Below are 21305 nucleotides of genomic sequence, written 5' to 3'. Positions count from 1 at the left end.
GTAATAGTTTACTGTATGAGTGTGCAATATGGCTCTTAGTATGTCATTCGCATGTAATAGCAATCTCTATAAACTTATAGGATTCACTTTCATTGTTCCCAGATTTAGAAACAGCCCGTGATGCTCGATCATGCCGTTCCGAAACATTTTCCAGAGGATATTGCAACCGAGTTGCGCCAGCGTGGAATTGATGAACAGATCCTGTTTTTCCAATGCTTCCGCCAGCGAGCAACTCGGTCCGGAATCAGCCTCCTTCACTCTCGCGTATTTCACAAACCGGGTGATAACTTTCAGGGAGCCGACCGTTTCATACATCGTGGAAGCCGGCTGCTTTATTTTCTTCGGCACGGTTCCAAGCACAACCTGCCCGGTTGTTTGTGTGTTCCCGAAATCCATCCAGTAGAGAGGAGTGTTGTTGTCCGTATAGGTGGATAACGGCATTTTCCCCAACACATTCCACAAGTCGAGCCTGGACTTGATATTGTCCGTGCAGGTAATGGTGATATTTGCGATTTCACTCCGTTTTACTTCTTTCAATACCGATGGATAGAGCCTTGCCTCCGCTTTCCAGTCGTTGCCGAAAAAGTTGTTTATCCTCGTTACCAGGCATTGTGCCTTGTTCAGCCCCAAGTCCATCGGTCCGAAAAGCTGCCGTCCGATATTCGCCTCCGTCACGATGTCAGGGTCGTAAAGTGTCACGAACAATCCCGGATGCCCAAGCGCACGGAGAGTGACGTCCAGCCTTGCCATACAGGTCAGCACTTGCGAGCCTGTGCCGCCTGCACCAATGATATTCACCGTCACCGGATGTTGCGGGTTCATCAGGTAACTGTCTGTATAATGTACTCTTTTCATCGTAATATGTCTTTTAGTTTCAGTTTATTCAATGGTTTCAGTTCTTCAAGATTGAAAGGCTTGTCCTTTGCCGCTTTCGTCACCAGTACCAGATTGGATTTCGTGGGATTTCCACCGCCGCCGAGATGAGAAAATTCTGTCAGCCAGAACTTCTTTTCCCAATACTCCAGCAGGTTTGCGTAGGTCAGGTCTTTCGGCTTTTCTATTTTTGCGGAACCTAAACAGACACTTGCTCCAGTCACGTTGAAGAACGGTGCTGCAAAAAGATCCGTCTTGTCCGTCAGTATTTTGTCCTTGTAGGCATAGACATTCAGCCAGCTTTCTCCCGCCTCATAGATTACACCCGGCAGGTTGTATTCCGCGCTTTCAATCTTGAGGACATCACGGAAGAACATCATGCGCTTTTGGGGCGGGTTGTACCAGATGTATTTCTCGCTGCCCTTGCTTGGTTCGCACCACAACAGGTTGGACGGAATCCTGCCGTATGGTGTAGTGCTATGACTTTCTGAATATCCCCGTACCAGCTCGTTCATGAACTCTACTGTCACCGGACGGCCTTCGCCCATTCTTCCGCTTTCTTCTATATCCCTGACTTCGACAAAATAATTATTGCTATAAGTGTTGTGGTTGTCTTTTTCTTCAGCATAGACAATCAACGCCGCTTGCGGGTGAAGCAGCGTCCTCAATTTTCTTGTAAGTTCGTTAGTTTCAAGCATGACTTAACATATTACATTGATAAATTCATCCGCCCACTTGAAGAATCGTTCCGGATAATCGTCCATTCGGAACAATTCTTTTGTGTTTGGTGACAGGTCAAAGGTCGTTATCGGCACAATATCGTATGTTTCACGACTATAGGAATTGTAATAGTCGACAAGATAATCCGTGACTATATCATTGGTATCATACACCACCCTTATCTGCTGTTGCAGGTACATAGGATGAAAATCAGGATTTTCCTCATAATAGGCATCGTAGGCGTACTGCATTATGCCCTGTCCCGGTATAAGGAACGGAAGTCCTTTCTTCATCACTTCAATCAACTGCATTTCAAAACCGTTTTGCGGAGTGTACGATTCAAGTGATTTCTGCAAGTTCTTATAATAGGACTTCGATTCCACCCTTTTGAGCAGTTTTTTGATTTTTCCATTTTGATAGGAATCCAACAATTTCATTCTTTCCTTACTGTCCGATGAATCGGAATCGTCATCTTCCGCCAGCATTTCAAACATGAAGTCCGACTCTTCGTAATCTAAAAATGTCCAAATGCCGTTCGCTCTCATCAACTTATGGATAAATGTAATGGCAATCTTCCTTAAAGCCGGAGTGAGCAATTCCACGAATTTCACCGGGAAATAATACAAGGTATAGCTTCCCCATTTGTGGTCCTTCCATAAGCGGAAGAAGAGCCTGCCTTCTTCCTGCTCGATATTCACATTCAGATTGTCTCCAATAAGATTGTCCATTTCGTCATACAGCCTGGCGATGCTTTCACCGATACTGTTGCCCGGAGTATGCACAGCTTCTTTTTTCAACAGAAGGGCATAATTGAAAAACGAGTCACGCAGGAACTCGTAGTTTTCCCGCGTGACCACGTTGATGCTGTTGCCGTCGTATGTATCCACGACAAGGTTCTTCTGTGCTATCGGAGCAAGTGCCGTGCTCAGAAAAGAATTACAGCCCCGCTTGGAGCCGCAATCCGTTCTTTCCTGTCCACCCCGTACCGGGTTTCCCGTTTGGTCTGCCCGATGATGAGCCTTGCCAGTTGTCCCAGCCGTTGTTCGTCCAATGGTACACATGATTTCTCTTTTTTGCTGTTCTTCTTCATATATCCTATCCTTTGGTTCCGATAGTGGTCTTGAACTCGTACACGGCTTTGTCATCCTTGATGACCGGTCCGTGTACCGTTGCTGTTGTCAGTTCCGGGTAGAAGTTGGAGTAATAACTCATGACCATTTCCGGGCTGTCCGACGGGTTCGGGTCATCAAGCGTGACCATCCCGTTACCTTTCTTGAATGTGAATGAACGTGTCATTCCTGTAATTTCGAGTGCCATAATCTTAAACTGTTTGAGCGTAATGTGAAGTATGATGTTCTAACATGGACTGGGGAAAATCTGGATATTCCTCGTAATCCTCCGGGCGATAGGCGGGTTCATTCTGTCCGTAAGGCGGATACATATCCTCCTGACGGCAAGCCTGTTCCTGCCAGTGCGCGCCATATTGCTCCCCATACACCGGTTGCGGCTGTTGGGGTGGCATCTGCGGCTGTGCGCCATACTGCGGTTGTGTAGGAACCTGACGTTGCACCGGCCTTTGAGCAGGTTGTTGTGGCGGCCACATGGTCTGCTGTTGCTGTTGCGGATTCCGCTGCCCGTTTTGCGGCTGTGCGGACACCGGTCTCTGCATTTGCGGTTGCGGCGGATACTGAGGTGCTTGTTGCACTTGAGGCTGCTGAGGTTGTGCCTGTGATTGAGGCGCAGATTCTTCCATTAGCTCGAAGAGACTGCCCGCATTCATCGCCTTTTTCTGTTCAGCAACCATCTCGTCAATCTTCTTCTGGTCCTGTGGTTTGGCATAAAGGCGTGCCTGACCGAGGGCGGTGACAGCCTCGCTGTGCTTTTTGGCGGTGATCAGTTCCTCCGCTTTCTTGAAGTGCTTCTCGTACTTCTCGCGTTTCTCCTTCTCCTCTTTCGTTTCCTTAGCCTTTACTTCTTTGGCAGCCTTGCTTTCGGACGCGGCTTTCTCCGCCTGCGCCTCGAACTGCGCCATGTTGGTGAGCAGACCTGCCGCTTTCTGTATCGGCCGTGCGATGGCTTGCAGGAATCCTGCATCCAGTTCCTGCGGCTGTCCGCTGACCGTCAGCGGTACGATGTGGTTTTGGGCTTCGTCCTTCAACCCGTTTGACTTCGGCAGTGTGGATACTGTCAGTTGTCCGTTCGCTTTGCGGATGACGAGCGTGAGGTCCACGCCATCGGTCATCATCTGGTGGATTGTCGAGAAAAACATAATCTTGATTTTTTGATGTTATTGAAAAATTGATTTACATTTCGTTGAAAAGCTCTGCCAGCAGCCTGTCCCTGTCGGGATGGCGGCATATTTCCAAAATCGGATTCAATAGAGTGGAAATATGCACCGGCCCTGTCGTTCCACGCGGCGGGAACTTTACTGCCGGTTTCGGTTCCACTGTCCTTTTCCTTCTTGTTGCGGGCATCGGTGTACGTATCTGCAACGGTGCCATCGGCGGTCTTGTGATGATTGCCTGGTTCATGATTTTATTTATTTTATTTGTGAATACTCGGGCTTTGGCAGCCCGTTGAACTACAAGGGCTTTACGGCGGACGCTTCCGGTAAGGCAAGGTTTTCGGGAAAAATACCGGAGCCGGAACGGTGAGGATGATTTTTCCCGAAACCGCAAGGCCCGACCTTGCCGTCCGAAAGAAGCGTTTGCCAACTTTGCCCGGTAGTTCTTCGGTCTGTCAATGGCTGTATTGACTTCTTTTTCTTCTCTATCCGTGCTGTTATCAGTTTCACTAAGTTCAGGATACAAAAAGAGCCGCCCGGCAGGACAGCTCCGTTCTGTAAGGTTTTACAGAAATCCGTATGATATATCCGTTTCATATTTTCATCTTGTCAGAAAACCAGATAGCTGAGGATGCAGAACAGTATCGCTGCCGCCAACAGGAAACAGGCAATCCGGTAGATGAACCTGAAGAATCCCCTGAAACAGACGATGGCGACCGCCGCCCATACCGGAGATATGCCTCTCGTGTACAGGTAACTGAACACGATGAATGCGACAACAGCCAATGATACTATCCGTATCCATCTGCTTGTCCTTGCTTTTTCGATACATTCCCTTGCCTTCATGACCTTACATTATTATGAGGTGAAACATGTCATTTCCAATTTCCGGGGCCGGAAAGCGTACCGCCTCCACAGGCAAGGTTTTCGGGGAAAATACCGGAGCCGGAACGGTGAGGATGATTTTCCCCGAAACCTGAAAGGCCTGACCTTGCAGGCGGAACAAGGCGGTGCGCTACCTTTGCCCGTGAATTGGAATGACCGTGCTATTTGCCTTTCCCGCCTTTAGGCTTTGGAAATAAGAGCTTGAGGTTGAAGCCCTCGTCAAAGGCGACCACCGCGTCGAAAGAAACTCCCTTCTTGCCCTTGAAACCCTTTATCAGCTTGGTAGAGCCTGACGAAAGCAACTGCTCCAGATGTTGGTCGGTCAGTTCCTTGTTCAGAAATTTGCGGAACACCAGCAGCCCGCACCCGTCATGGTCGCACTTGGCCACTTTGGAACGGATGATGATTTTCCCCGTCTTGCATTTGGGACAGGTGAAGACCTTGCCCGGCATTGCCTGCAAACTGAGTCGCAGTATCTCGCCGGTCGCCTTGCCGGTGTAGTCCCGGATGGAGCGCATGAATGTCTCCGTATCAAGGGTATGCCCCTCTATCTGCAACAGGGCTTTTTCCCAACTGCCGGTCAGCTCCACATCCGCCACGCGCATATCCTTCACCGCCTCGTAGACAAGCATTCCTTTTTCGGTCGGTACGACACTTTTGCCTGATCGTGCGATGTAGTCACGTCCCACCAGCGTGGTGATGATGGCGGCACGTGTGGCTGGCGTACCGATACCGGAATCCTTTATAGCCTCCCTTGCCTGTTCGTCCGTGATGTGCTTGCCGCACGTCTCCATGGCTGCCAGCAAGGTGGCCTCCGTGTAAAGCGGTTTGGGCATGGTCTTCTTCTGCGCCAGCCCGTGTCCCATGACCATGATTTTCTCTCCTTCGGCAAATTCTGCACTTCCCCCGTTGCCCTCCGGCTCGTCCTTGTCCCGGTCCTCTTTCCTGCGGAACACGCCGCGCCATCCTGGACTGATAATGACGGAAGATCGGGAACGGAAATCCATCCCCTCGCAGGTACATTCCATGACCAGCGACTCATTCTCGCAGGGTGGGGAGAAGGATTCCAACATCCTGCCGGCTATCAGGGTATAGACGGCCGATTCCGCCTCGGACAGTTCCTGTGGCGCGATACCCGTGATGACCATGGCGTGGTGGTCGGTCACTTTCGCATTGTCCACGCTCCGCGTATTCAGACCGGAAAAATCGAGAGTGTCCCCATATTCCTTGAAATCGGGCATAGCCACGACTTTTTCCAGCAGGGATGGGATATGCGCCATGACATCTTCCGGTATATACCGACTTCCGGTCCTCGGATACGATATCAACTTCTTCTCGTACAACGCCTGGGCGATGGAAAGGGTCTTGTCCGCCGTCAGATCATAATGGATGTTACAGTCTTTCTGAAGGGTTGTCAGGTCGTACAATAGCGGAGCCTGCTGGGATGTCCTCTTTCGTTCCACCTTAGTGACAATCGCGACGGAACCGGAAGTGATTTTCCCGTATGCCGTCCCGGCCGTTTCCTTGTCCTTGAACTCTTCCGGGTGGACAAACTGGCGGTGCACCTCTCCCTGCTTCAGTGTGATATGCAGCTGCCAGTATGAGGTGGAAACGAAGTTGCGGTTCTCCTTGAAGCGTGCGCATATCATGGCGAGAGTCGGGGTCTGCACACGGCCGATGGAACTGTTTGCCGAGCCGGAAGCTATCGCCAACGCACGGCTGGCGTTCATGCCCACCAGCCAGTCCGCCTTCGCCCTGCTGTCCGCGGCGGCATAGAGGCTGTCATAGTCGCTGCCGTCCCTGAGGTTTTCCATCCCTTCGCGGATGGCTTCGTCTGTCAGCGAGGAAATCCACAGGCGTTGGAACGGCTTTGTGTAGCCCAAATAGTCATATATCCAACGGAAGATGAGTTCTCCTTCCCGACCCGCATCCGTTGCCACGATAATGCTGTCGCACTTGGAGAAAACCTCATCAATGGTCTTGAGCTGTTTGTTGGCGGTTATGTCTGTCACCAGACCTTTGGCCGTCTTTATTTGCCTGGCGACCAGCCGGAAAGGTTCGGGAATCATCGGGAGATCATCGGCGGCAGTTTTCGTGTAGCCGTATGTGCCGGGCAATGCCAGCGACACGAGGTGCCCCAACGCCCATGTGACCATATACCCGTTGCCGATACAGTAGCCGTCCTTTTTTTCTGTAGCCCCGATTACGCGGGCTATATCCATTCCTACACTCGGTTTTTCTGCTATGATTGCTTTCATGTTCGGATAAAATTTAAGCCGTTCCCCATTACCGGAACTGGAAAACAGGAAACGGCGGTTTGACATTTTTACTTGTTTATTTGTTGATTCGACTGTTTCCGATGGCTATGCCGAAGGCTTTACACCGAGGATTTCAATCAGCGGCTCGCCGTCCTTGCGTACCAGTTGAAGGGTGGCGTCCATCACCACGTCCACACCGAGAAGCACCAGGCTTAGAGACAGGACCTTCGTCTTTTCCCCTTTAAGCAGGGTATCAAGTTCTCCCGACATTTCAAGCTCGTCCTTCAGGATACCGATGCCTGCCAGTTCGTCCCAGTTCACGTCTTCCGCCTTGAAAGGCGTGTTGTTGCCATTATTCTTGTTCATATTGCTGAATTTTGAGATTTTACATTCATTTGACTTTAGTTTAGGCTATACCCACACCTTTGGATTTCCGGTTGTTCTGTTCCTGTCCCTGCTTCTGTGCGTTGGCCACCACATTACGCTGTGACGCATCGCGTTTCCGGTCCGGGTTCTCGTTGTAGAAGTCCAGCCTGCCCTGGTTGAAATTCGCCTTCACATACTGCGAAATGGTCTTGCCATCATAACCCTTGATTCCTTCGACCAGGACCGCCTTTCCGTCTTGAAGGTTGGCACGCTGCTTGCGGGTAAGTTCCACGTCCCATACCTTTGCCGGTATCTTGAACTCGGCACGCTGCTCGAAGCCGTCTGGGGTGCGGGAGTAACTCAACCTGCCGGTTTCAAGGTCTGCCTTGATGAACGACGAGAACTCTTCGCCCTTGCGGTTCACCATGTCATTGAGGAAGATGGTCTTGCCCTCGCGGAGCTGCTGCTGTTCCTCGGCGGTGATTTTCACGCCGTTGATTTCCTTCGGGATATAGATTTCGCGTGCTCCTTCCGGCGAATCCGGGTTGTAGCGGGTATAGGCGGGTCTGCCGGTCGCTTCGTCCAACTTTACATACGAGGAGAAAATCTCACCGTCCTTGCGTTCCATTCCCTCCACGAAAATGGCCTTGCCCATATTGAGGTCTTCAATCTGCTGCTTGGTCAGCTCCACCCCGCCTAATGACTGACGGTTGAAGAGTTTGTCGTTCTCGAAGATAAATTCGACGCCCCTGCGCTCGGCATTTATCTGGATGTGGGCATCGAACTCCTTGCCGCTGTTGGAAATCATCCCCTCGATGAACACCTTCTTGCCTTCACGCAGGTCGTTCTGCTCCTGTTCGGTGAGCTGCACGCCTTTTATTTCCCTCGGGATGAAAGCGTTCTCCGCACGCATGGCGACCACCTCGTTGGTCAGCTTGTCTATGCTGACGAAAGAGGGGATGTATTCGCCGTTTCTCCCCTTCAGTTCCACGACACGCCCCATGTTGCCTGTCTCAAGCAGGTTCTTCTTGTCCTCCTCGGAGAAGATGTGCCCGAAATACGGGCGGTCAAGTTCGGGTTTCTGGCGGATGCCGTGGATGCCGAGGGCTATCTGGCCGCCGGCGGTCTGCTGGAACGACAGGCGTGCGTCGGTGCGCAATACGGCGGAACCGAAGTTCATGCTGATGGGCACGACCTGATTGGTCTTGTAGCCCCTGAGCATCTGGTCGAGGAGTCCGCGTTCCTGAAGGTACTCTCGGGACAGCCCGAAATTCTTCAGCTCCTCCCAGTTGATCATGGATTCGTTGTAGCGGTGCTTGGGTTGCTGCTGGCCGCCCTCCTGGACTGCCTGCTGCGTGGTTTCATTTTTCTTTGCCATTTCTTCTTGATTTTTTTGGTTGATACTTTGGTTTTCCTTGTCGCGTGGAACAATCTCGTACTTCTTTAGAAATTCCTCCACGGCTTTCGTCTGCTTTCCTGTCGCCATGTCCTCTACTGCCTGCCTTACTTCCGGGTTATCCAGCGTGTCCTCCTTGACGGTGAGGATGCCGAACCGTGTCGGGTCTTTGAGCTGGCTCCAGAAGTTCTTCAGGAAATTCTCGAACAGGTTGGCGTAGCGGTCGATTTTCAGAAAGGAGTTTTGGTGCTCCTTGTCTGCCGGAACCGTCTTGAACCGGCCGTCCTTATTGATTTCAGACACCGCTTGTAAAATCAGTTCCATCTTGTCGAGGATGAACACAATGTCGCTCATCTGTTCGTTCTCGGTGACTTGCGGTTTAGGGGGATCGTCCCTTCCATTTTTCTTTGCCATAACTTTGGTTTTTAGAGTTGATACTTAAAAATGTCAGTGCAAATATATAGGATGAATTTTGATAAATAATTAATTTACAATGTGTTAGACTATAAGTTTCATCGCTTGTCATCACGTTTCACCGCAGGATGGAAAACAGAGGAAGAGAAAAGAGAGAAAAGAGAGAAAACGGAGGGAGAAAGCATGAAAACGCCCTGAAAATGGCACACAACCGCAAAAGGGAAAAGCATAAAAAGGGAACGCTGGGAAAGAAAAAGCGCGAAACAGACCGAAAAGTGGAAAAACGAGCGACAAAAAGAAAGAAAACCTGTCTTATGCAGAGTTGGGAGCGAGCTGTCTTTAGTCCCCGCTTTCTTGTGGCACTCTATAAGACAGAAGGCAGTGTAAGGTTGGGAAATGATAAGATGGCATAGAGCATTGGGACAACATTAACCGATAAAATATAGCCGTCATGTTGTTTTTTAGAATTGTCCTATGCGTCGTAGGTCGCTTCGCTTGCTAAGTCCCGACCCATTCCTCAACTCGGACGGCGATACCGGAGCGTTTTTTCGGGTGAAAAATTACTGAAAGGAATTTTTTGCGCGAAAACCGGAGGCTTGAACGTGGAAGGTATCGTCCCTCCGAGTTAACTTCTTAATGGGACTTGACAAGGGAAGCGCACTTAGGATGGAATTTTATGGAGGAATATGGAATAAGATACTATGACTCTATTGAATAGTACCATAGGTAATCTCTTTTTGATTATTTTTGTAAAGCAGTTTTTGTTCACTCTTAAATATTTGTTCATTTTTAATGAACAAATAGAAATAATGAACAAAACTGTTGGTGATTTGGAGTTTGTTCACTACCTTTGCAGTGTTCATTATAAATGAACACAACAATAAAATGAACAAGATATGGTGTTGACAGAACATGAGACATTGAATTTAGCATTGAAGGCATTACGGGAAAAATTGACATTACCTGAAACAGCAGTCATTCAAATGGAGAACAATCCATACCGGAATTTTGATGCTGTCATCCGAATTATGAATGTGGATTTTCTATGTGAAGTCAAAAACACGGTGACAACTGCAACTGTCGGGAATGTTGCAAGCCGCCTAAAGGCATTAGCAACAGCGGAAAAGCAACCCGTATTGTTGATTGCCAAATATATCACGCCAACCGTTATGGACGATTTGGCAAACAATGGTATCAACACGCTTGATTGTGCCGGTAATTGCTATATCAGATATGAAAAAGAAAATAAGGTGATATTTCACCTGACAAATAAAGGAGAAAAAAACACTTTAATAGCAGAGAAGCCTTATCCGGCATTTCAGGAAGCTGGATTGAAAGTAATTTTTTATCTATTACAGGATATTGCTAATGTAAACAAGCCTTACAGAGAAATACAAGGCGCAACCGGGATTTCTTTGGGAGCCATTAAGAATGTATTCGATGCCTTGACGGAGAGAAATTTCATCTTGCAAACCAATAGAAGACGAGTTCTCAAAAACGTAAACGCTCTTTTCAATCTTTGGGCGGAAAATTACAATCAAGTGTTGAAACCCAAATTGTTGCTTGGGAAAATGAGTTTCCGAACGAATGACCAGCGGATGAATTGGACTGCATTGAAGTTGCCAGAAGGCATGTATTGGGGAGGAGAAGGCGGAGCAAATAAGATAGATGGTTATTTGGAACCGGGGGTATTTGACATATATACAGATATTCCTGCTGCAAACCTCCTGAAGACAGGGATGGTAATGCAAAATGAGAATGGAGAGATAAGAATCTATCAAAAATTCTGGAAATGGGAAACGGACAATCAACTCGTTCCTTTGATGCTTATCTATGCGGATTTGATAGGTAGTGGTAACAGCCGTTGTCTGGAAATGGCAGAAAGACTTTTGGATTATGGACTTAAAGATTACAAGTGAGAAAATAGCCAATCCGTTATTAGTGGAATTGCTGGAGAAACTGACGGATAGTTTCAATCGTATGGGGCGGGAGTTTTATGTCATCGGAGCAACAGCCCGTGATATAATTATCCGTCAGCTTATCGGTACCACTTCCGGAAGGAAGACAAAGGATTTGGATATTGCGATTGCAATACCTGACTGGAGTGTCTTCGATGAAATCAAAGAAAGATTGGTTGCCGATGGTTTTCAGAAATCACAGCACATGCACCAACGGTTCTACTATGGTGAATATGAACTGGATGTTGTTCCGTATGGCGTTGCTAAAGAAGACGATAACATATATTGGCCGCCCGAAGAAGAGATTGCGATGTCGGTGAAGGGTTTTGATGAAGTGTTATCGGAAGCAATTACTGTCAACATAGATAATGAATTTGATATCAAGATAGCCTCTCTTCACGGTCTGTTCCTTTTGAAATTCAATGCGTGGTTGGATAGGAACATCGAAACAAGTAAAGATGCGGAAGATATGTCGTTTATTCTATCCAATTATTTCATGGCTAACCTCGACCGTAATGCTTATCCCGAAGTTTATGATTGGGAAAAATTCGATGAATATATTGTCGGCGGGTATTGGCTTGCCCGAGATTTGCTTCTTCTTTTGACCAAGGAACAGATAGCCTATTATAAGGGCTGCATTGAAAAGGAGCTTGAGAAAGATGATGAGAGCAGACTATTCAATCAAATTATAGAACACAGTTATGACTTGACCTATGAAACAGTAAAGGAGACATGGCAAATCATTGCAGATGTTTTTCAAAAAGCAATAGAGGATGAAAACGATTGAGTTCAAAACTATCAGTTACTCCGGAAAAGATAAAATCAACGAGGATTATATCTTATGCCATAAGCTGTCCGACAATAGTCTTATTGCCATTCTTGCGGATGGCATGGGAGGCTTGTCTTATGGTGCAGAGGCCGCAAAAATTGTATCTGAATCCATAATGACAACAATTCTTGATCATGTTCAGGATAGTTCACCGGAAGATGTTTTGTGTATGGCATTCGACGCAGCCGATACTGCTATATCTAAAAAATGCAAGGAATTGAAATGTAGGATGGGAGCCGCTGTAACCGTGGCTTTGATAATTGATGATTTTTTGTATTACGCTTGGCAAGGCAATGTGAGGTTGTATAAGGTCTGTAACGGAGAACTGATACTGTTGAGCACAGACCATATTGTAACCGATGTAGAAGGCCCGTTTTTGACACGATGCGTCAATGGTAAAGGATACCGGGACAAAGTTCCAATTAAGCAAGAAAAGTTGGAACAAACCGACAGAATATACATCTGTTCCGATGGTTGTTATCAATATGTGGATTTCGCAGAATTGGCTGGACAGAATTTCATTATTTCCGCGAAGAACATGTTCGATGACAGCTCTTTATTAGAAATTAATTTAATATAGTTATTAAAATTACAATACTTCGGTAAATTTTTACCGATAAATTAAAATTAAACATAGAATCGGCATAATCCGGTTCAAAAATATATTCAAGAGATCATTGAAATACTGTCAAGAATGAATCGTCAAGGAGTAAGAAAAGGGATGAAAAAGATATGCTAAACAGCTGAAAATTAGCAGGAAAAGTATTGCATAATTCGTTGATTATTAGTAAATTAGAAGTATTCTACCACTTTTAATTATGACTAAAGAATCACTCCTTATGCAATACCAATCCGAGTGCAGAAACGCTCTCGAATCAGCTGTAAATATAAGCAAATCTTTTCAGAAAGTATTCATGGATGCAATGAAATTGTTCATGGCCATACCTGACCGCATCAATTTCCTTCAAATGGGACGATATGGATGTTTCTCGGAACAGACATACCGGAACAATTTTGAAAATGATGACTTTGACCGGTTTTCCTTCAATGAAGCCATCATAAGGGAACACCTTAAAGGTGGTCGCAAGGCGATAGCCGTTGATCCGTCTTTCATTCCAAAATCAGGCAGCAAAACACCGTGGATTGGCTATTTCTGGTCCGGTTGTGCCGGCGAATACAGGCGTGGACTGGAAATAACGGGTATCGGAGTTATTGACGTTGACAACCATGAATGTATGACTTTGGGCTCTGTACAGACACCTGACAACGCAACGTTGGAAAGCTGCGGGAAGAATCTTGTAGACTGGTACAGTTCTTACCTTATCAGCATACAGGAACATCTGAAACGTATTTCTGGCACTGTCGTATGTGATGCGTTCTTTTCAAAGGCAACTTTCATCAAACCATTGTGCGAGAACGGATTCCACGTTATAAGCCGTTTCAGAAATGATGCAGTGTTGTTTTATCCCACCTTAGAAAATAGGACAGGAAAACGCGGACGTCCAAAATTGTATGACGGAAAGATTGACTTTGAAAATCTGGACATCACAAGATGTACCGACTACAAAGTGAACAAAGGTAAACTTTACGGACTGAAAGCATACTCAAAAGCACTCAAACGTTTTGTGAGCCTGGCTGTATGGTATCCTATGGATGGAAGAACGGACAAATGGCAACTGTATTTCTCTACAAACGAAATACAGAACGCACAGGATGTTCTGGACTTTTACAGGACACGTTTCCAACTGGAATTCTGCTTTCGCGATGCAAAGCAACATGCCGGAATAACAAACTGTCAGTCTACAGACTTCAGGAAACTGGCTTTTCACTTTAATGCATCACTTGCTGCGATAAACCTTGCCAAAGCTGCCTGTAAGAAGATGGGAATAAAATATTCCATATCATCATGCAAGTCAGTCATACACAATGCTTACATGCTTGAACGATTTATTTGCGTGTCTGGGATTGAACCAAACACGCAATTAATTGACAAACTTTTCAAAGAACTCATTTTATTTACTGCCAGAGCCGTTTAGGCTGGGCTAATTTTTAACGAACTATTGAAAATTATAATTTATGGATTATTTGTCTGGAATAAAAAACGATTATTTTGAATATAAAGAATTGTATTCAAACTTTGGTGAAAAAATAATTGAAACAAGAATAAACGATTTACGCCCACCTTTTACTGAAATAGCAAAAGTATTTGATATCAAATCTAATACACAGTGGATTATACGAACTTATTTAGCATCAAAAATGATTTTAGCTTCTTCCGTGTTGCTAACATCCGCACAATATGCTAAATCTAAAAATTTAAGAATCGTAGAACCTTATTTATTATATTACCCTCTTCTTAGCTGTGCAAGATCTGTTATTTTTACGAATCCACATATAGGGTGGAGTGATGATTTGGTAACAATGACTCATTCTAAAACAATAAATCTTATTGGTGATATTGTTGCAAAATATAATAAGAAAAAAGGAGATGAAATAAAGAAACTTATAGATTGGGCGCGAGAATATAGGGAGATTTTTTCTTATAAATTCCCTGCAAATGGATTGACTGGCCATCTAATAAATTTTGAAGATGTGGTCATTGTTTGTCGCCTTTTATGTGAAATTGCACAGTTGCAAAGTGCCATTTTAGAAGCTGCCATTGCAAAACATGTTACGCAACACTATCCAATAGATGAAATGGAAATTATTCGAACCTATGTATATGGTGAGAAAAACTTTCAATTTATAGATTCTGAAGACGGTTATCGATTGAATTATATTCAAAGAAAAGTTGCTCGTCCTCTTTCAATTATTAATACTATGACTGAAGGTATGGTAGAGGACTTTTTTGGAGCATGGTGCATTGATACTAACGAAAATGATATTTATAATCCAGATGAAAATTGGAGAATAATATTTCCTGTTCCATAAAAAATCAAAAGCCCATTCAAGCTAAAGAATCTATATGAATGGGCTTTTAGAGATTTGTATTACGTGTGAATGCTCCAGCCGTGGAACGGTTCCATGATTACGGCAAAAGATTCATCCGGTTTGCCATGGTATAGCAATCCACCGACAACACCCCTGCTTCCGTCCGCAGCCACCTCAGCAAAACCGAATGAATACGGCGCGAAATCCCAATAGAGTTCAATTTCATACCTGCCGTTGGAGTTCTTCTCCCACTGTTTGAGGCGTTCGATACATTTCTCAAAAGTTGTGTCGCCAATGCTCTTGGCATACTCCAGCACCTTGTCGTAGTGTTCCTGACATTTGATTTTCATATCCGATAATTTTAAGTTGTTTGTAACAGTTCTTCATATATGCCGAAACCGAGGCACTCTGCTATGGTAAAGTCCTCCATGCTTTTATCCGCCAATGATTTCAGGTCATCTACCCCGTTGCAGTAATAGAATATCTCGTCATCCATTTTTGTATCGGAGTCCATAGACAAGGCAATCCTTGCCTCTACCGTTTCCAGAGTGTCACGCCAGCGGATGACACAATCCGCATAATGAGGTTCACGTCCCTGTCCGCTGTAGAATTTCAGATAAAGGCCGCCAATTTCCCGTCTGACTTCACCGGGCTTTTTCCATGTACTGTCATCCACGATTTCAAAGCCCATTCCTTCAACCAACAGGCACGTGCCGTTGTCATTGACCATCATGGTGCGTTTACCGATATGCCTTTCACGTTTTTCAGCCCAATCCGGCAAGTCCCAACGCTCCACAGTCCAGATTCCACGGTAGTCTTCCGGAATGGCGTTGTATTCACTTAATGTTATCTTTCTCATATTCATCTGATTTATAAATTACAAAACTTGACCGTATAAGTCTTGCACGGTTTCCCGAAAGCAGGATAACAGTCGAACTCCTTGTATGATTCCCAGTCCACGCTCATCGTGTACCCGTTCGGGAAGTTTTCAGTGATAAACCGGGTTATCAAATCCTTGTCTTCATCGGTCAGGAACAGTTCTTCCTCAATTCCGTATTCCAATGAAAAAATCGCCCATTCGGGAATGTTGTCCCAAACGAGCGTTTCCTTTTTATTGTCATCCATGGTTTCTTTATTTATTGGGGTAATGCGATAAGTCTACTGATAATGCCTTCAAGTTCGGTTTCCCATTTCCCGTCACCGTTCCCGAAAGAGGGATAAGTCAGCTGATGCCAGTTGTGGTAGTCAAAGAGTTTCATCCTCAGCGGATAGTAGTCAAATAGCTTCTTGCCGTTGAAGAAAATACGAATATGGTTAATTCCCACATTCATTGCGCTCAGACCATGACCGATGAGAATCTCATGGAATCTTTCCATCGGTGTGAAGTTGCTTCTCTTTTTCATGCCTTTTTATATTTATAGTTTAACAATACATTCTGTACAATTCGCTATCAGACAGTGTTCTCAGTTCTTCTTCGGTACAAAAGCCGTCAATCTCTTCACACGCTTCCATTGCCTCATATATGCCGTTACGCATATCGTTTATCAGTTCATCCATAAGACTCTCCACGGATACCCTGAATGTCTGTCTTTCGGTATCTATTTTCCTGACGGGATAGGCACATCCTTTCCAATGAATCTGTCCGATGACTATATTTTTCATATTTCCGGAAATTTAACTTAACAGTCCTTTTGTAGCATTGTTCACATTTGTTGTACACATGACCATTCGTTTTTCAGTTAAACACTTACCGGCTCGTGAGCCGATATTTTATTTCTTGCCTGCCATACCGTTCCGTGCCGGATTGTGCAAGGCTTTACGGAAAAATACCGCAAGCGGAGCGAGGATGATTTTTGCGGAAACCCGTAAGGGCACGGCCTTGCTCAATCCAAACAGGCACGGGGCGAACTTTGCAGGCTGAAATAAAAGAGCGGTCTGTCTGATATTATTCCTCGTCGTCATCCTCCTGCGGAATCAGGTGCTGCAAATCAGGGTCATTTTTGATACGTTCCATTTCATCTTCTATTATCTGCATCACATCCGCCTTGATGCGCGAATAGTTCCGGTCTATCTGTTGCTGCATGATGTCGTTGCCGTCCGCATCCTTGAACTCGTTGATGACCGGGATTTTCTTGTAGGCTTTCGTTTCCGCCGCCACCTTTTCGCTGTCGACAATAATACGTGAATGGAAAATCTTCTGGTCTATCTCCTCCCCGAAGTTGTCCGCCACACTGCCCACGAATGTGCCCTGCGAGAGGTTGGCGATCTTGGAAGCGGGAATCAGGGAATCCAACTGCGTATTGATGGAGGTGGATGTATCCTGCCGGTTGATGGAAATGGACTGCCGCTGCTGGAGTATCTTTCCGAAGCGTTCCGAAAGGTTCTTGGCGGTTTCGCCGACCACCTGGCCGCTGAAGATGTTTCCTACCGTATTTTGGATAACCTTCGCCTCCTTATCACCGTAGTCACGGGCCAACTGCGAGAAGTCCTGAAAGCCGAGACAGACCGCCACCTTGTTGCTTCGGGCGGTGGCTATCAGATTGTCGATGCCGCGAAAATAAATGGTCGGAAGCTCGTCTATGATAATGGAACTCTTCAGCTGTCCCTTCTTGTTCACCAATTTCACGATACGGGAATTGTACAGTCCCAATGCAGCCGAATAGATGTTCTGGCGGTCGGGATTGTTGCCCACACAAAGGATTTTCGGGTGCTCGGGATTGTTCAAATCAAGCGTAAAATCATCGCCTGTCATGACCCAGTAAAGCTGCGGTGAAATCATTCTTGAAAGCGGGATTTTCGCCGAAGCTATCTGGCCTTGGAGCTGGTCTTGTGCGCCCCCTTGCCAGGCATCCATGAAAGGAGAAAGGTAGTTTTCCAGCGAAGGATACGAGGTCAGAATCGTGAAAATGTCGGCATACGGCTTGTTCAAAAACTCTATCGCGTGAGGGAACGTGCAGTACTTGCCGTCCTTGTAAATCCGCAAATACCAGATGATGGCGGCAAGCAGGATAATCGGTGACTCCACGAAGAAATCACCCTGTTTCTGTATATCGGGTAAGTCAGAGGCATTGCTGCCTCTTCCTCCCCTAAGAACCGTACGTGAGAGTTTCCCCTCATACGGCTCAAGCAACTCAATATTCCTATTTGTTATTAGAAATCGGCTCATACTTTCAACATTTTCGTTTATTTTGCTTGTAGCAGTTGTTGTGGACAAGTTGTCGTACAATCGAACCGTTAACATGTATTTCGTTGACGTTCCATGCTTTTGTACAATCTATAACTTTTCCACATAACGGACATGTCCGATTCTGCTTGTTCCATAAATATAAGAGAGACTTACGTCCTTTGAGAGATTCCAGCATTTGTTGTTCCTTTCGCTGAGAGAAATAATCATCATAGTCAGGGTCGAAAGGATTTGCTTCACCCTTGATTTGTTTATACGGAGTATAATGTATATCCGACAACCTTTTAAGAGTCAAGTAATTTACTTTCTTGTTCTTTGATTCATATTTCCATGCAAATGTCCATTTACGCCCCCGAATTTCCTGCCAATACTTGTCTGCCACCCAGGTTATGCGTTTCTTCGGATGACGGCGTAAAGCCCATTGTTTCGTGAGGTTATAAATGTGGTAGTCGCAATCATGAAAAGCAGCGGTTGATGCACCATATCGGTAGTAATTTCCCCAGCCTGTAATTACAGGATTGAGCATTCGTATCAGCGATTCCTGCTTACACGTTTTATGTCCTTTAACGATGTCACTAATTTTAGCTCTAAAGCGTTTCTGTGCCTCTTTTGACGGTGACGTGTATAGCTTTTTGCCAAACTTCCTTATATTGAAACCTAAGAAATCAAAACCGTTGTATATGTTTGTAATGGTAGTTTTCTCTTCGGATAAAGTAAGACCTCTTTCTTTGAGAAATTCTATTACTATAGGTTTGACCTCGTTTTCCAAAAGCTCCTTATCCCGACCAGTGATTATAAAATCGTCCGCATATCTGATAAGATTCACTTTGTAGTGGAATGTCTTATAGTTGATGAAACGTCTTTTGAATCTTTCGGCCAAGAGTGGTTGAAGTCCGTCAAGTGCCATATTTGCAAGTGTCGGTGATATGATACCTCCTTGTGGTGTACCTTCTTCTGTCGGGAACAGTTTGCCATTGAATACAGCTCCACATTTCAGCCATTTTCTGAGTATCGTCTTATCCATAGGAATATGATTAAGAAGCCAGTCGTGGCTGATGTGGTCGAAGCAGCCTTTAATATCTCCCTCCAAAATCCATTCGGGGGAATGTTGGCGGTTTAGAACCGTGTCAATCTGACGGATAGCGTCCATTGTCCTGCGTTTCTTGCGGAAACCATAGGAAAAACGGTCGCCTGTCGTTTCGGCTATCGGTTCCAAAGCCATTAGGTATAATGCTTGCATCGCTCTGTCTTTCATTGTCGGTATTCCCAACGGTCGAAGTTTGCCGTTCTTTTTCTTGATATGAACCCTACGGAGCGGTTGAGGTTTATAACCACGGCGTTTGAGTTCATCAATTGCTTTGTACTTGCGCTTGGGAGAATCCCAAAGCTGTTTATCTACTCCAGACGTATTCTTCCCTTTGTTGGAAGTAACCCTCTTTACCGCCAATGCCTTGGCGTAAAAAGAGTGAGTAAGCATCCATTGTAAGGCTTTTACCTTATTATGTCTGCCTTCTTTCTGAGCCTTTACAATACGCGCTTGTAGCTTTCGGACATAGGTTTCACACTTGGACCAGTCCATACCGTCCCAAGTCTGATTCCTGTTGTCAGCAGGCGCACACGATGTTTTAATTTCGTTCATTTGCTTTCCTCCTTTTGAAAGTTCTATAAGTTATCTTGTAAAGAGTTACCATATACGGAAGTCTGCCCACTTTCGTGTCGGATGATGTCACCAACAGCAACCCGTGATGTCGATTCAATCCGTATCCACCCCATTACAGGATGGCGTTCGCTTTTTCCGTTATCTCATACCTGCACCCCATTCGGCTTGCCTTGCGGTTTGCTTACTCGTTTTCTTACGAGAGAGATACAGGCTTGCCCTGTTCCACGTAATTGACAAACGGATAGTTTAGGTTCTGCCAAGTCCGCCGGCAGTTCTGTGTCCGTGTAACCCTAACATGGGCAAGGGTTATCCGACTGCTTACCTTTTGGTGAGAGCTAAAGTATCTTGCGCTCCTTCAAACCTTACGACGGCTAAAGTCAGTTCACTTACGTTAACCATGCTATCCAGCCTCGCCACTTGGCAGTATGATACTAACCACCCTTGACTTTCCCTCACGGTTCAGTCTTGTCCTTTCGGAAAGTGTACTTTGTCCTATAAGCTTGGCACAACCCATCACTGGAGATGCACCTTATAGTAGGCTACCGCTGACGGAACAGCGGGTTAAATCTTACAATATACATTGTTGTTTAACAATCAATTACGTGACTTTCCAGGTCACACCCAGGTCTTGTTCAAATTGAGCATTATCGTGTAGGCACTTTCGTAGGCATCCGATATATCCGCCATGAATTTGGGGTTGATGGGATTGCACCGGTGGCTGCGTCTGGGGTCGTCGAAATTGATGACATAGAATTCCGGCTTGACCTTGTAATGTTGTCTGTGCTTGAGCAGATGGTTGTAGGCTATCTCCGAGAGGTCCGGAAACTTGTAGTCATAGATATACATGGCAAATGATTTCTCAATCTGCTGTTTGATGTAGTTGTTCACCACGGCATAGCTCTTTCCGGAGCCCGGTGTTCCCAGTACGATAGAGGCTCTGAACGGGTTCACGATGTTGATCCAGCCGTCCCATTCCTTGCCCTGATAGACAAATTTCGTGGGCAGGTTGACGGAATACTCGTTTTCCATAAGCCTTGTTTCCTGCATGAAACTTTCGTTGGCGGTGTTGAATACGTCTTCCATGAGGTTGTGTTTCAGCATACGGCTGATCCATATTCCCGACATAAGCAGGAGAATGTAGCCCATGGTAAGCGTCAGCGTATATACGGTAGCATTCAATGTCGTACTGAACGGCAGGTCAAGCATCCACCAGTTCATGAAGAACAGGACGATGCCGCCGAGGAAGGCGGCGTATATTTTCCGCCACGTCATCTTCTGGTTCTTGACACCTTTCGTACCCAGACACGAAAGTCCCAGAAATATGAAGGCGAACACTTTCGTCACGAGCAGGTTGCTGAACAATCCTGCCGTCCTCTGGAAGTTCAGCAGAATCCTGTCCACGACTCCGATGTTGATGCCCATATCCACGAATGCGCTGTAGCAGAACCAGTAGACATGGATCACAATAAACACGATGGAAATGGCACGCATGAACTCCATGACCTTGGCCAGTCCTCTTAAATCATCTTCTTGTTGCATAACTGTAA

The 21305-nt window shown here is 45.9% G+C and carries 25 protein-coding genes and 1 pseudogene; 6 read left to right on the top strand and 20 right to left on the bottom strand.

Annotated elements, in window-relative coordinates; translation table 11 throughout:
• Window positions 1-66 precede the first annotated feature (66 nt).
• From DWZ67_RS02190 to DWZ67_RS20330, 9 genes are read right to left on the bottom strand one after another with little or no spacing between them, the layout of a single operon-like run.
• On the bottom strand, window positions 67-855 hold the full coding sequence (locus DWZ67_RS02190; protein WP_120138058.1) for a PRTRC system ThiF family protein: 789 nt from the start codon (window positions 853-855) through the stop codon (window positions 67-69).
• Complete coding sequence (locus tag DWZ67_RS02185; RefSeq protein ID WP_120138057.1) at window positions 852-1571, bottom strand: prokaryotic E2 ligase family D protein; 720 nt, start codon at window positions 1569-1571, stop codon at window positions 852-854. Before DWZ67_RS02185 ends, DWZ67_RS02190 begins: the two co-directional genes overlap by 4 nt.
• 3 nt (window positions 1572-1574) lie before the next feature.
• Window positions 1575-2480, bottom strand: coding sequence for a hypothetical protein (locus tag DWZ67_RS02180; protein WP_243635132.1), 906 nt, complete (start codon window positions 2478-2480; stop codon window positions 1575-1577).
• A 38-nt stretch (window positions 2481-2518) separates the two neighbouring features.
• Complete coding sequence (locus tag DWZ67_RS20335) at window positions 2519-2683, bottom strand: hypothetical protein (RefSeq protein ID WP_243635131.1); 165 nt, start codon at window positions 2681-2683, stop codon at window positions 2519-2521.
• A 5-nt stretch (window positions 2684-2688) separates the two neighbouring features.
• Window positions 2689-2910: a PRTRC system protein C gene (locus tag DWZ67_RS02175; protein ID WP_120138055.1), complete on the bottom strand. Its 222-nt coding sequence runs from the start codon at window positions 2908-2910 to the stop codon at window positions 2689-2691.
• 4 nt (window positions 2911-2914) lie between these two features.
• Window positions 2915-3862: a PRTRC system protein E gene (locus tag DWZ67_RS02170; protein ID WP_120138054.1), complete on the bottom strand. Its 948-nt coding sequence runs from the start codon at window positions 3860-3862 to the stop codon at window positions 2915-2917.
• 34 nt (window positions 3863-3896) lie between these two features.
• Entirely contained in the window at window positions 3897-4124 is a 228-nt protein-coding gene (locus DWZ67_RS02165; protein WP_120138141.1) for a hypothetical protein, read from the bottom strand.
• Between the two features lie 50 nt (window positions 4125-4174).
• Window positions 4175-4474, bottom strand: coding sequence for a hypothetical protein (locus DWZ67_RS02160; RefSeq protein ID WP_243635130.1), 300 nt, complete (start codon window positions 4472-4474; stop codon window positions 4175-4177).
• 12 nt (window positions 4475-4486) lie between these two features.
• Window positions 4487-4723, bottom strand: coding sequence for a hypothetical protein (locus DWZ67_RS20330; RefSeq protein WP_120138053.1), 237 nt, complete (start codon window positions 4721-4723; stop codon window positions 4487-4489).
• Between DWZ67_RS20330 and DWZ67_RS02150 the strand changes: the two genes are divergently transcribed.
• Window positions 4644-4946: a hypothetical protein gene (locus DWZ67_RS02150; RefSeq protein WP_165852442.1), complete on the top strand. Its 303-nt coding sequence runs from the start codon at window positions 4644-4646 to the stop codon at window positions 4944-4946. The genes DWZ67_RS20330 and DWZ67_RS02150 overlap by 80 nt on opposite strands.
• Here the strand turns inward: DWZ67_RS02150 and DWZ67_RS02145 are convergent.
• The 3 genes from DWZ67_RS02145 to DWZ67_RS02135 all read right to left on the bottom strand — a co-directional run bounded on the left by DWZ67_RS02145 (window position 4924) and on the right by DWZ67_RS02135 (window position 9196).
• Window positions 4924-7020 (bottom strand): type IA DNA topoisomerase, encoded by a 2097-nt coding sequence (locus DWZ67_RS02145; RefSeq protein ID WP_207888799.1) that lies wholly within the window; start codon window positions 7018-7020, stop codon window positions 4924-4926. The genes DWZ67_RS02150 and DWZ67_RS02145 overlap by 23 nt on opposite strands.
• Before the next feature lie 105 nt (window positions 7021-7125).
• Window positions 7126-7386 carry a DUF4099 domain-containing protein gene (locus DWZ67_RS02140; RefSeq protein WP_120130341.1) on the bottom strand — a complete coding sequence of 87 codons (261 nt, stop codon included), beginning with the start codon at window positions 7384-7386 and terminating at the stop codon, window positions 7126-7128.
• 40 nt (window positions 7387-7426) lie between these two features.
• Window positions 7427-9196 carry a DUF3945 domain-containing protein gene (locus DWZ67_RS02135; protein ID WP_120138050.1) on the bottom strand — a complete coding sequence of 590 codons (1770 nt, stop codon included), beginning with the start codon at window positions 9194-9196 and terminating at the stop codon, window positions 7427-7429.
• Between the two features lie 896 nt (window positions 9197-10092).
• Here DWZ67_RS02135 and DWZ67_RS02125 point away from each other — a divergent pair.
• The 5 genes from DWZ67_RS02125 to DWZ67_RS02105 all read left to right on the top strand — a co-directional run bounded on the left by DWZ67_RS02125 (window position 10093) and on the right by DWZ67_RS02105 (window position 14914).
• Complete coding sequence (locus DWZ67_RS02125) at window positions 10093-11115, top strand: type IV toxin-antitoxin system AbiEi family antitoxin (RefSeq protein WP_207888798.1); 1023 nt, start codon at window positions 10093-10095, stop codon at window positions 11113-11115.
• Window positions 11093-11941, top strand: coding sequence for a nucleotidyl transferase AbiEii/AbiGii toxin family protein (locus tag DWZ67_RS02120; protein WP_120138048.1), 849 nt, complete (start codon window positions 11093-11095; stop codon window positions 11939-11941). Before DWZ67_RS02125 ends, DWZ67_RS02120 begins: the two co-directional genes overlap by 23 nt.
• Window positions 11928-12563, top strand: a complete 636-nt coding sequence (locus tag DWZ67_RS02115) for a PP2C family protein-serine/threonine phosphatase (RefSeq protein ID WP_120138047.1) — start codon at window positions 11928-11930, stop codon at window positions 12561-12563. The genes DWZ67_RS02120 and DWZ67_RS02115 overlap by 14 nt, the downstream gene beginning before the upstream one ends.
• Window positions 12564-12801: 238 nt before the next feature.
• The gene (locus DWZ67_RS02110) at window positions 12802-14019 is read left to right on the top strand and encodes a transposase (RefSeq protein ID WP_120138046.1); all 1218 of its coding nucleotides are present in this window, start codon (window positions 12802-12804) and stop codon (window positions 14017-14019) included.
• A 40-nt stretch (window positions 14020-14059) separates the two neighbouring features.
• Window positions 14060-14914: a hypothetical protein gene (locus DWZ67_RS02105; protein ID WP_120138045.1), complete on the top strand. Its 855-nt coding sequence runs from the start codon at window positions 14060-14062 to the stop codon at window positions 14912-14914.
• 59 nt (window positions 14915-14973) lie between these two features.
• Here DWZ67_RS02105 and DWZ67_RS02100 read toward each other — a convergent pair whose 3' ends face one another.
• The 8 genes and pseudogenes from DWZ67_RS02100 to DWZ67_RS02065 form a co-directional block, all read right to left on the bottom strand.
• Window positions 14974-15264: a DUF4120 family protein gene (locus tag DWZ67_RS02100; RefSeq protein WP_120138044.1), complete on the bottom strand. Its 291-nt coding sequence runs from the start codon at window positions 15262-15264 to the stop codon at window positions 14974-14976.
• An 11-nt stretch (window positions 15265-15275) separates the two neighbouring features.
• A complete protein-coding gene (locus tag DWZ67_RS02095) occupies window positions 15276-15773 on the bottom strand; it encodes a hypothetical protein (protein WP_120138139.1) in 498 nt (165 codons plus the stop codon).
• Window positions 15774-15784: 11 nt separating this feature from the next.
• Complete coding sequence (locus DWZ67_RS02090) at window positions 15785-16039, bottom strand: DUF6926 domain-containing protein (protein ID WP_120138043.1); 255 nt, start codon at window positions 16037-16039, stop codon at window positions 15785-15787.
• 11 nt (window positions 16040-16050) lie between these two features.
• On the bottom strand, window positions 16051-16317 hold the full coding sequence (locus DWZ67_RS02085; RefSeq protein ID WP_120138042.1) for a hypothetical protein: 267 nt from the start codon (window positions 16315-16317) through the stop codon (window positions 16051-16053).
• Between the two features lie 19 nt (window positions 16318-16336).
• Window positions 16337-16576: a hypothetical protein gene (locus DWZ67_RS02080; RefSeq protein ID WP_243635129.1), complete on the bottom strand. Its 240-nt coding sequence runs from the start codon at window positions 16574-16576 to the stop codon at window positions 16337-16339.
• 283 nt (window positions 16577-16859) lie between these two features.
• Window positions 16860-18080: a TraM recognition domain-containing protein gene (locus DWZ67_RS02075; RefSeq protein ID WP_120138041.1), complete on the bottom strand. Its 1221-nt coding sequence runs from the start codon at window positions 18078-18080 to the stop codon at window positions 16860-16862.
• 4 nt (window positions 18081-18084) lie between these two features.
• Complete coding sequence (gene ltrA / locus DWZ67_RS02070) at window positions 18085-19737, bottom strand: group II intron reverse transcriptase/maturase (RefSeq protein ID WP_120138040.1); 1653 nt, start codon at window positions 19735-19737, stop codon at window positions 18085-18087.
• Window positions 19738-20376: 639 nt separating this feature from the next.
• Window positions 20377-21297: pseudogene (locus DWZ67_RS02065) on the bottom strand (YWFCY domain-containing protein); the annotation flags it as partial.
• Window positions 21298-21305: the final 8 nt, after the last annotated feature.

Origin of the sequence: Bacteroides sp. AF34-31BH (genome assembly GCF_003602795.1) — a bacterium.
GTDB lineage: Bacteria > Bacteroidota > Bacteroidia > Bacteroidales > Bacteroidaceae > Bacteroides > Bacteroides uniformis.
This window is presented reverse-complemented; position numbering and strand designations above follow the sequence as displayed.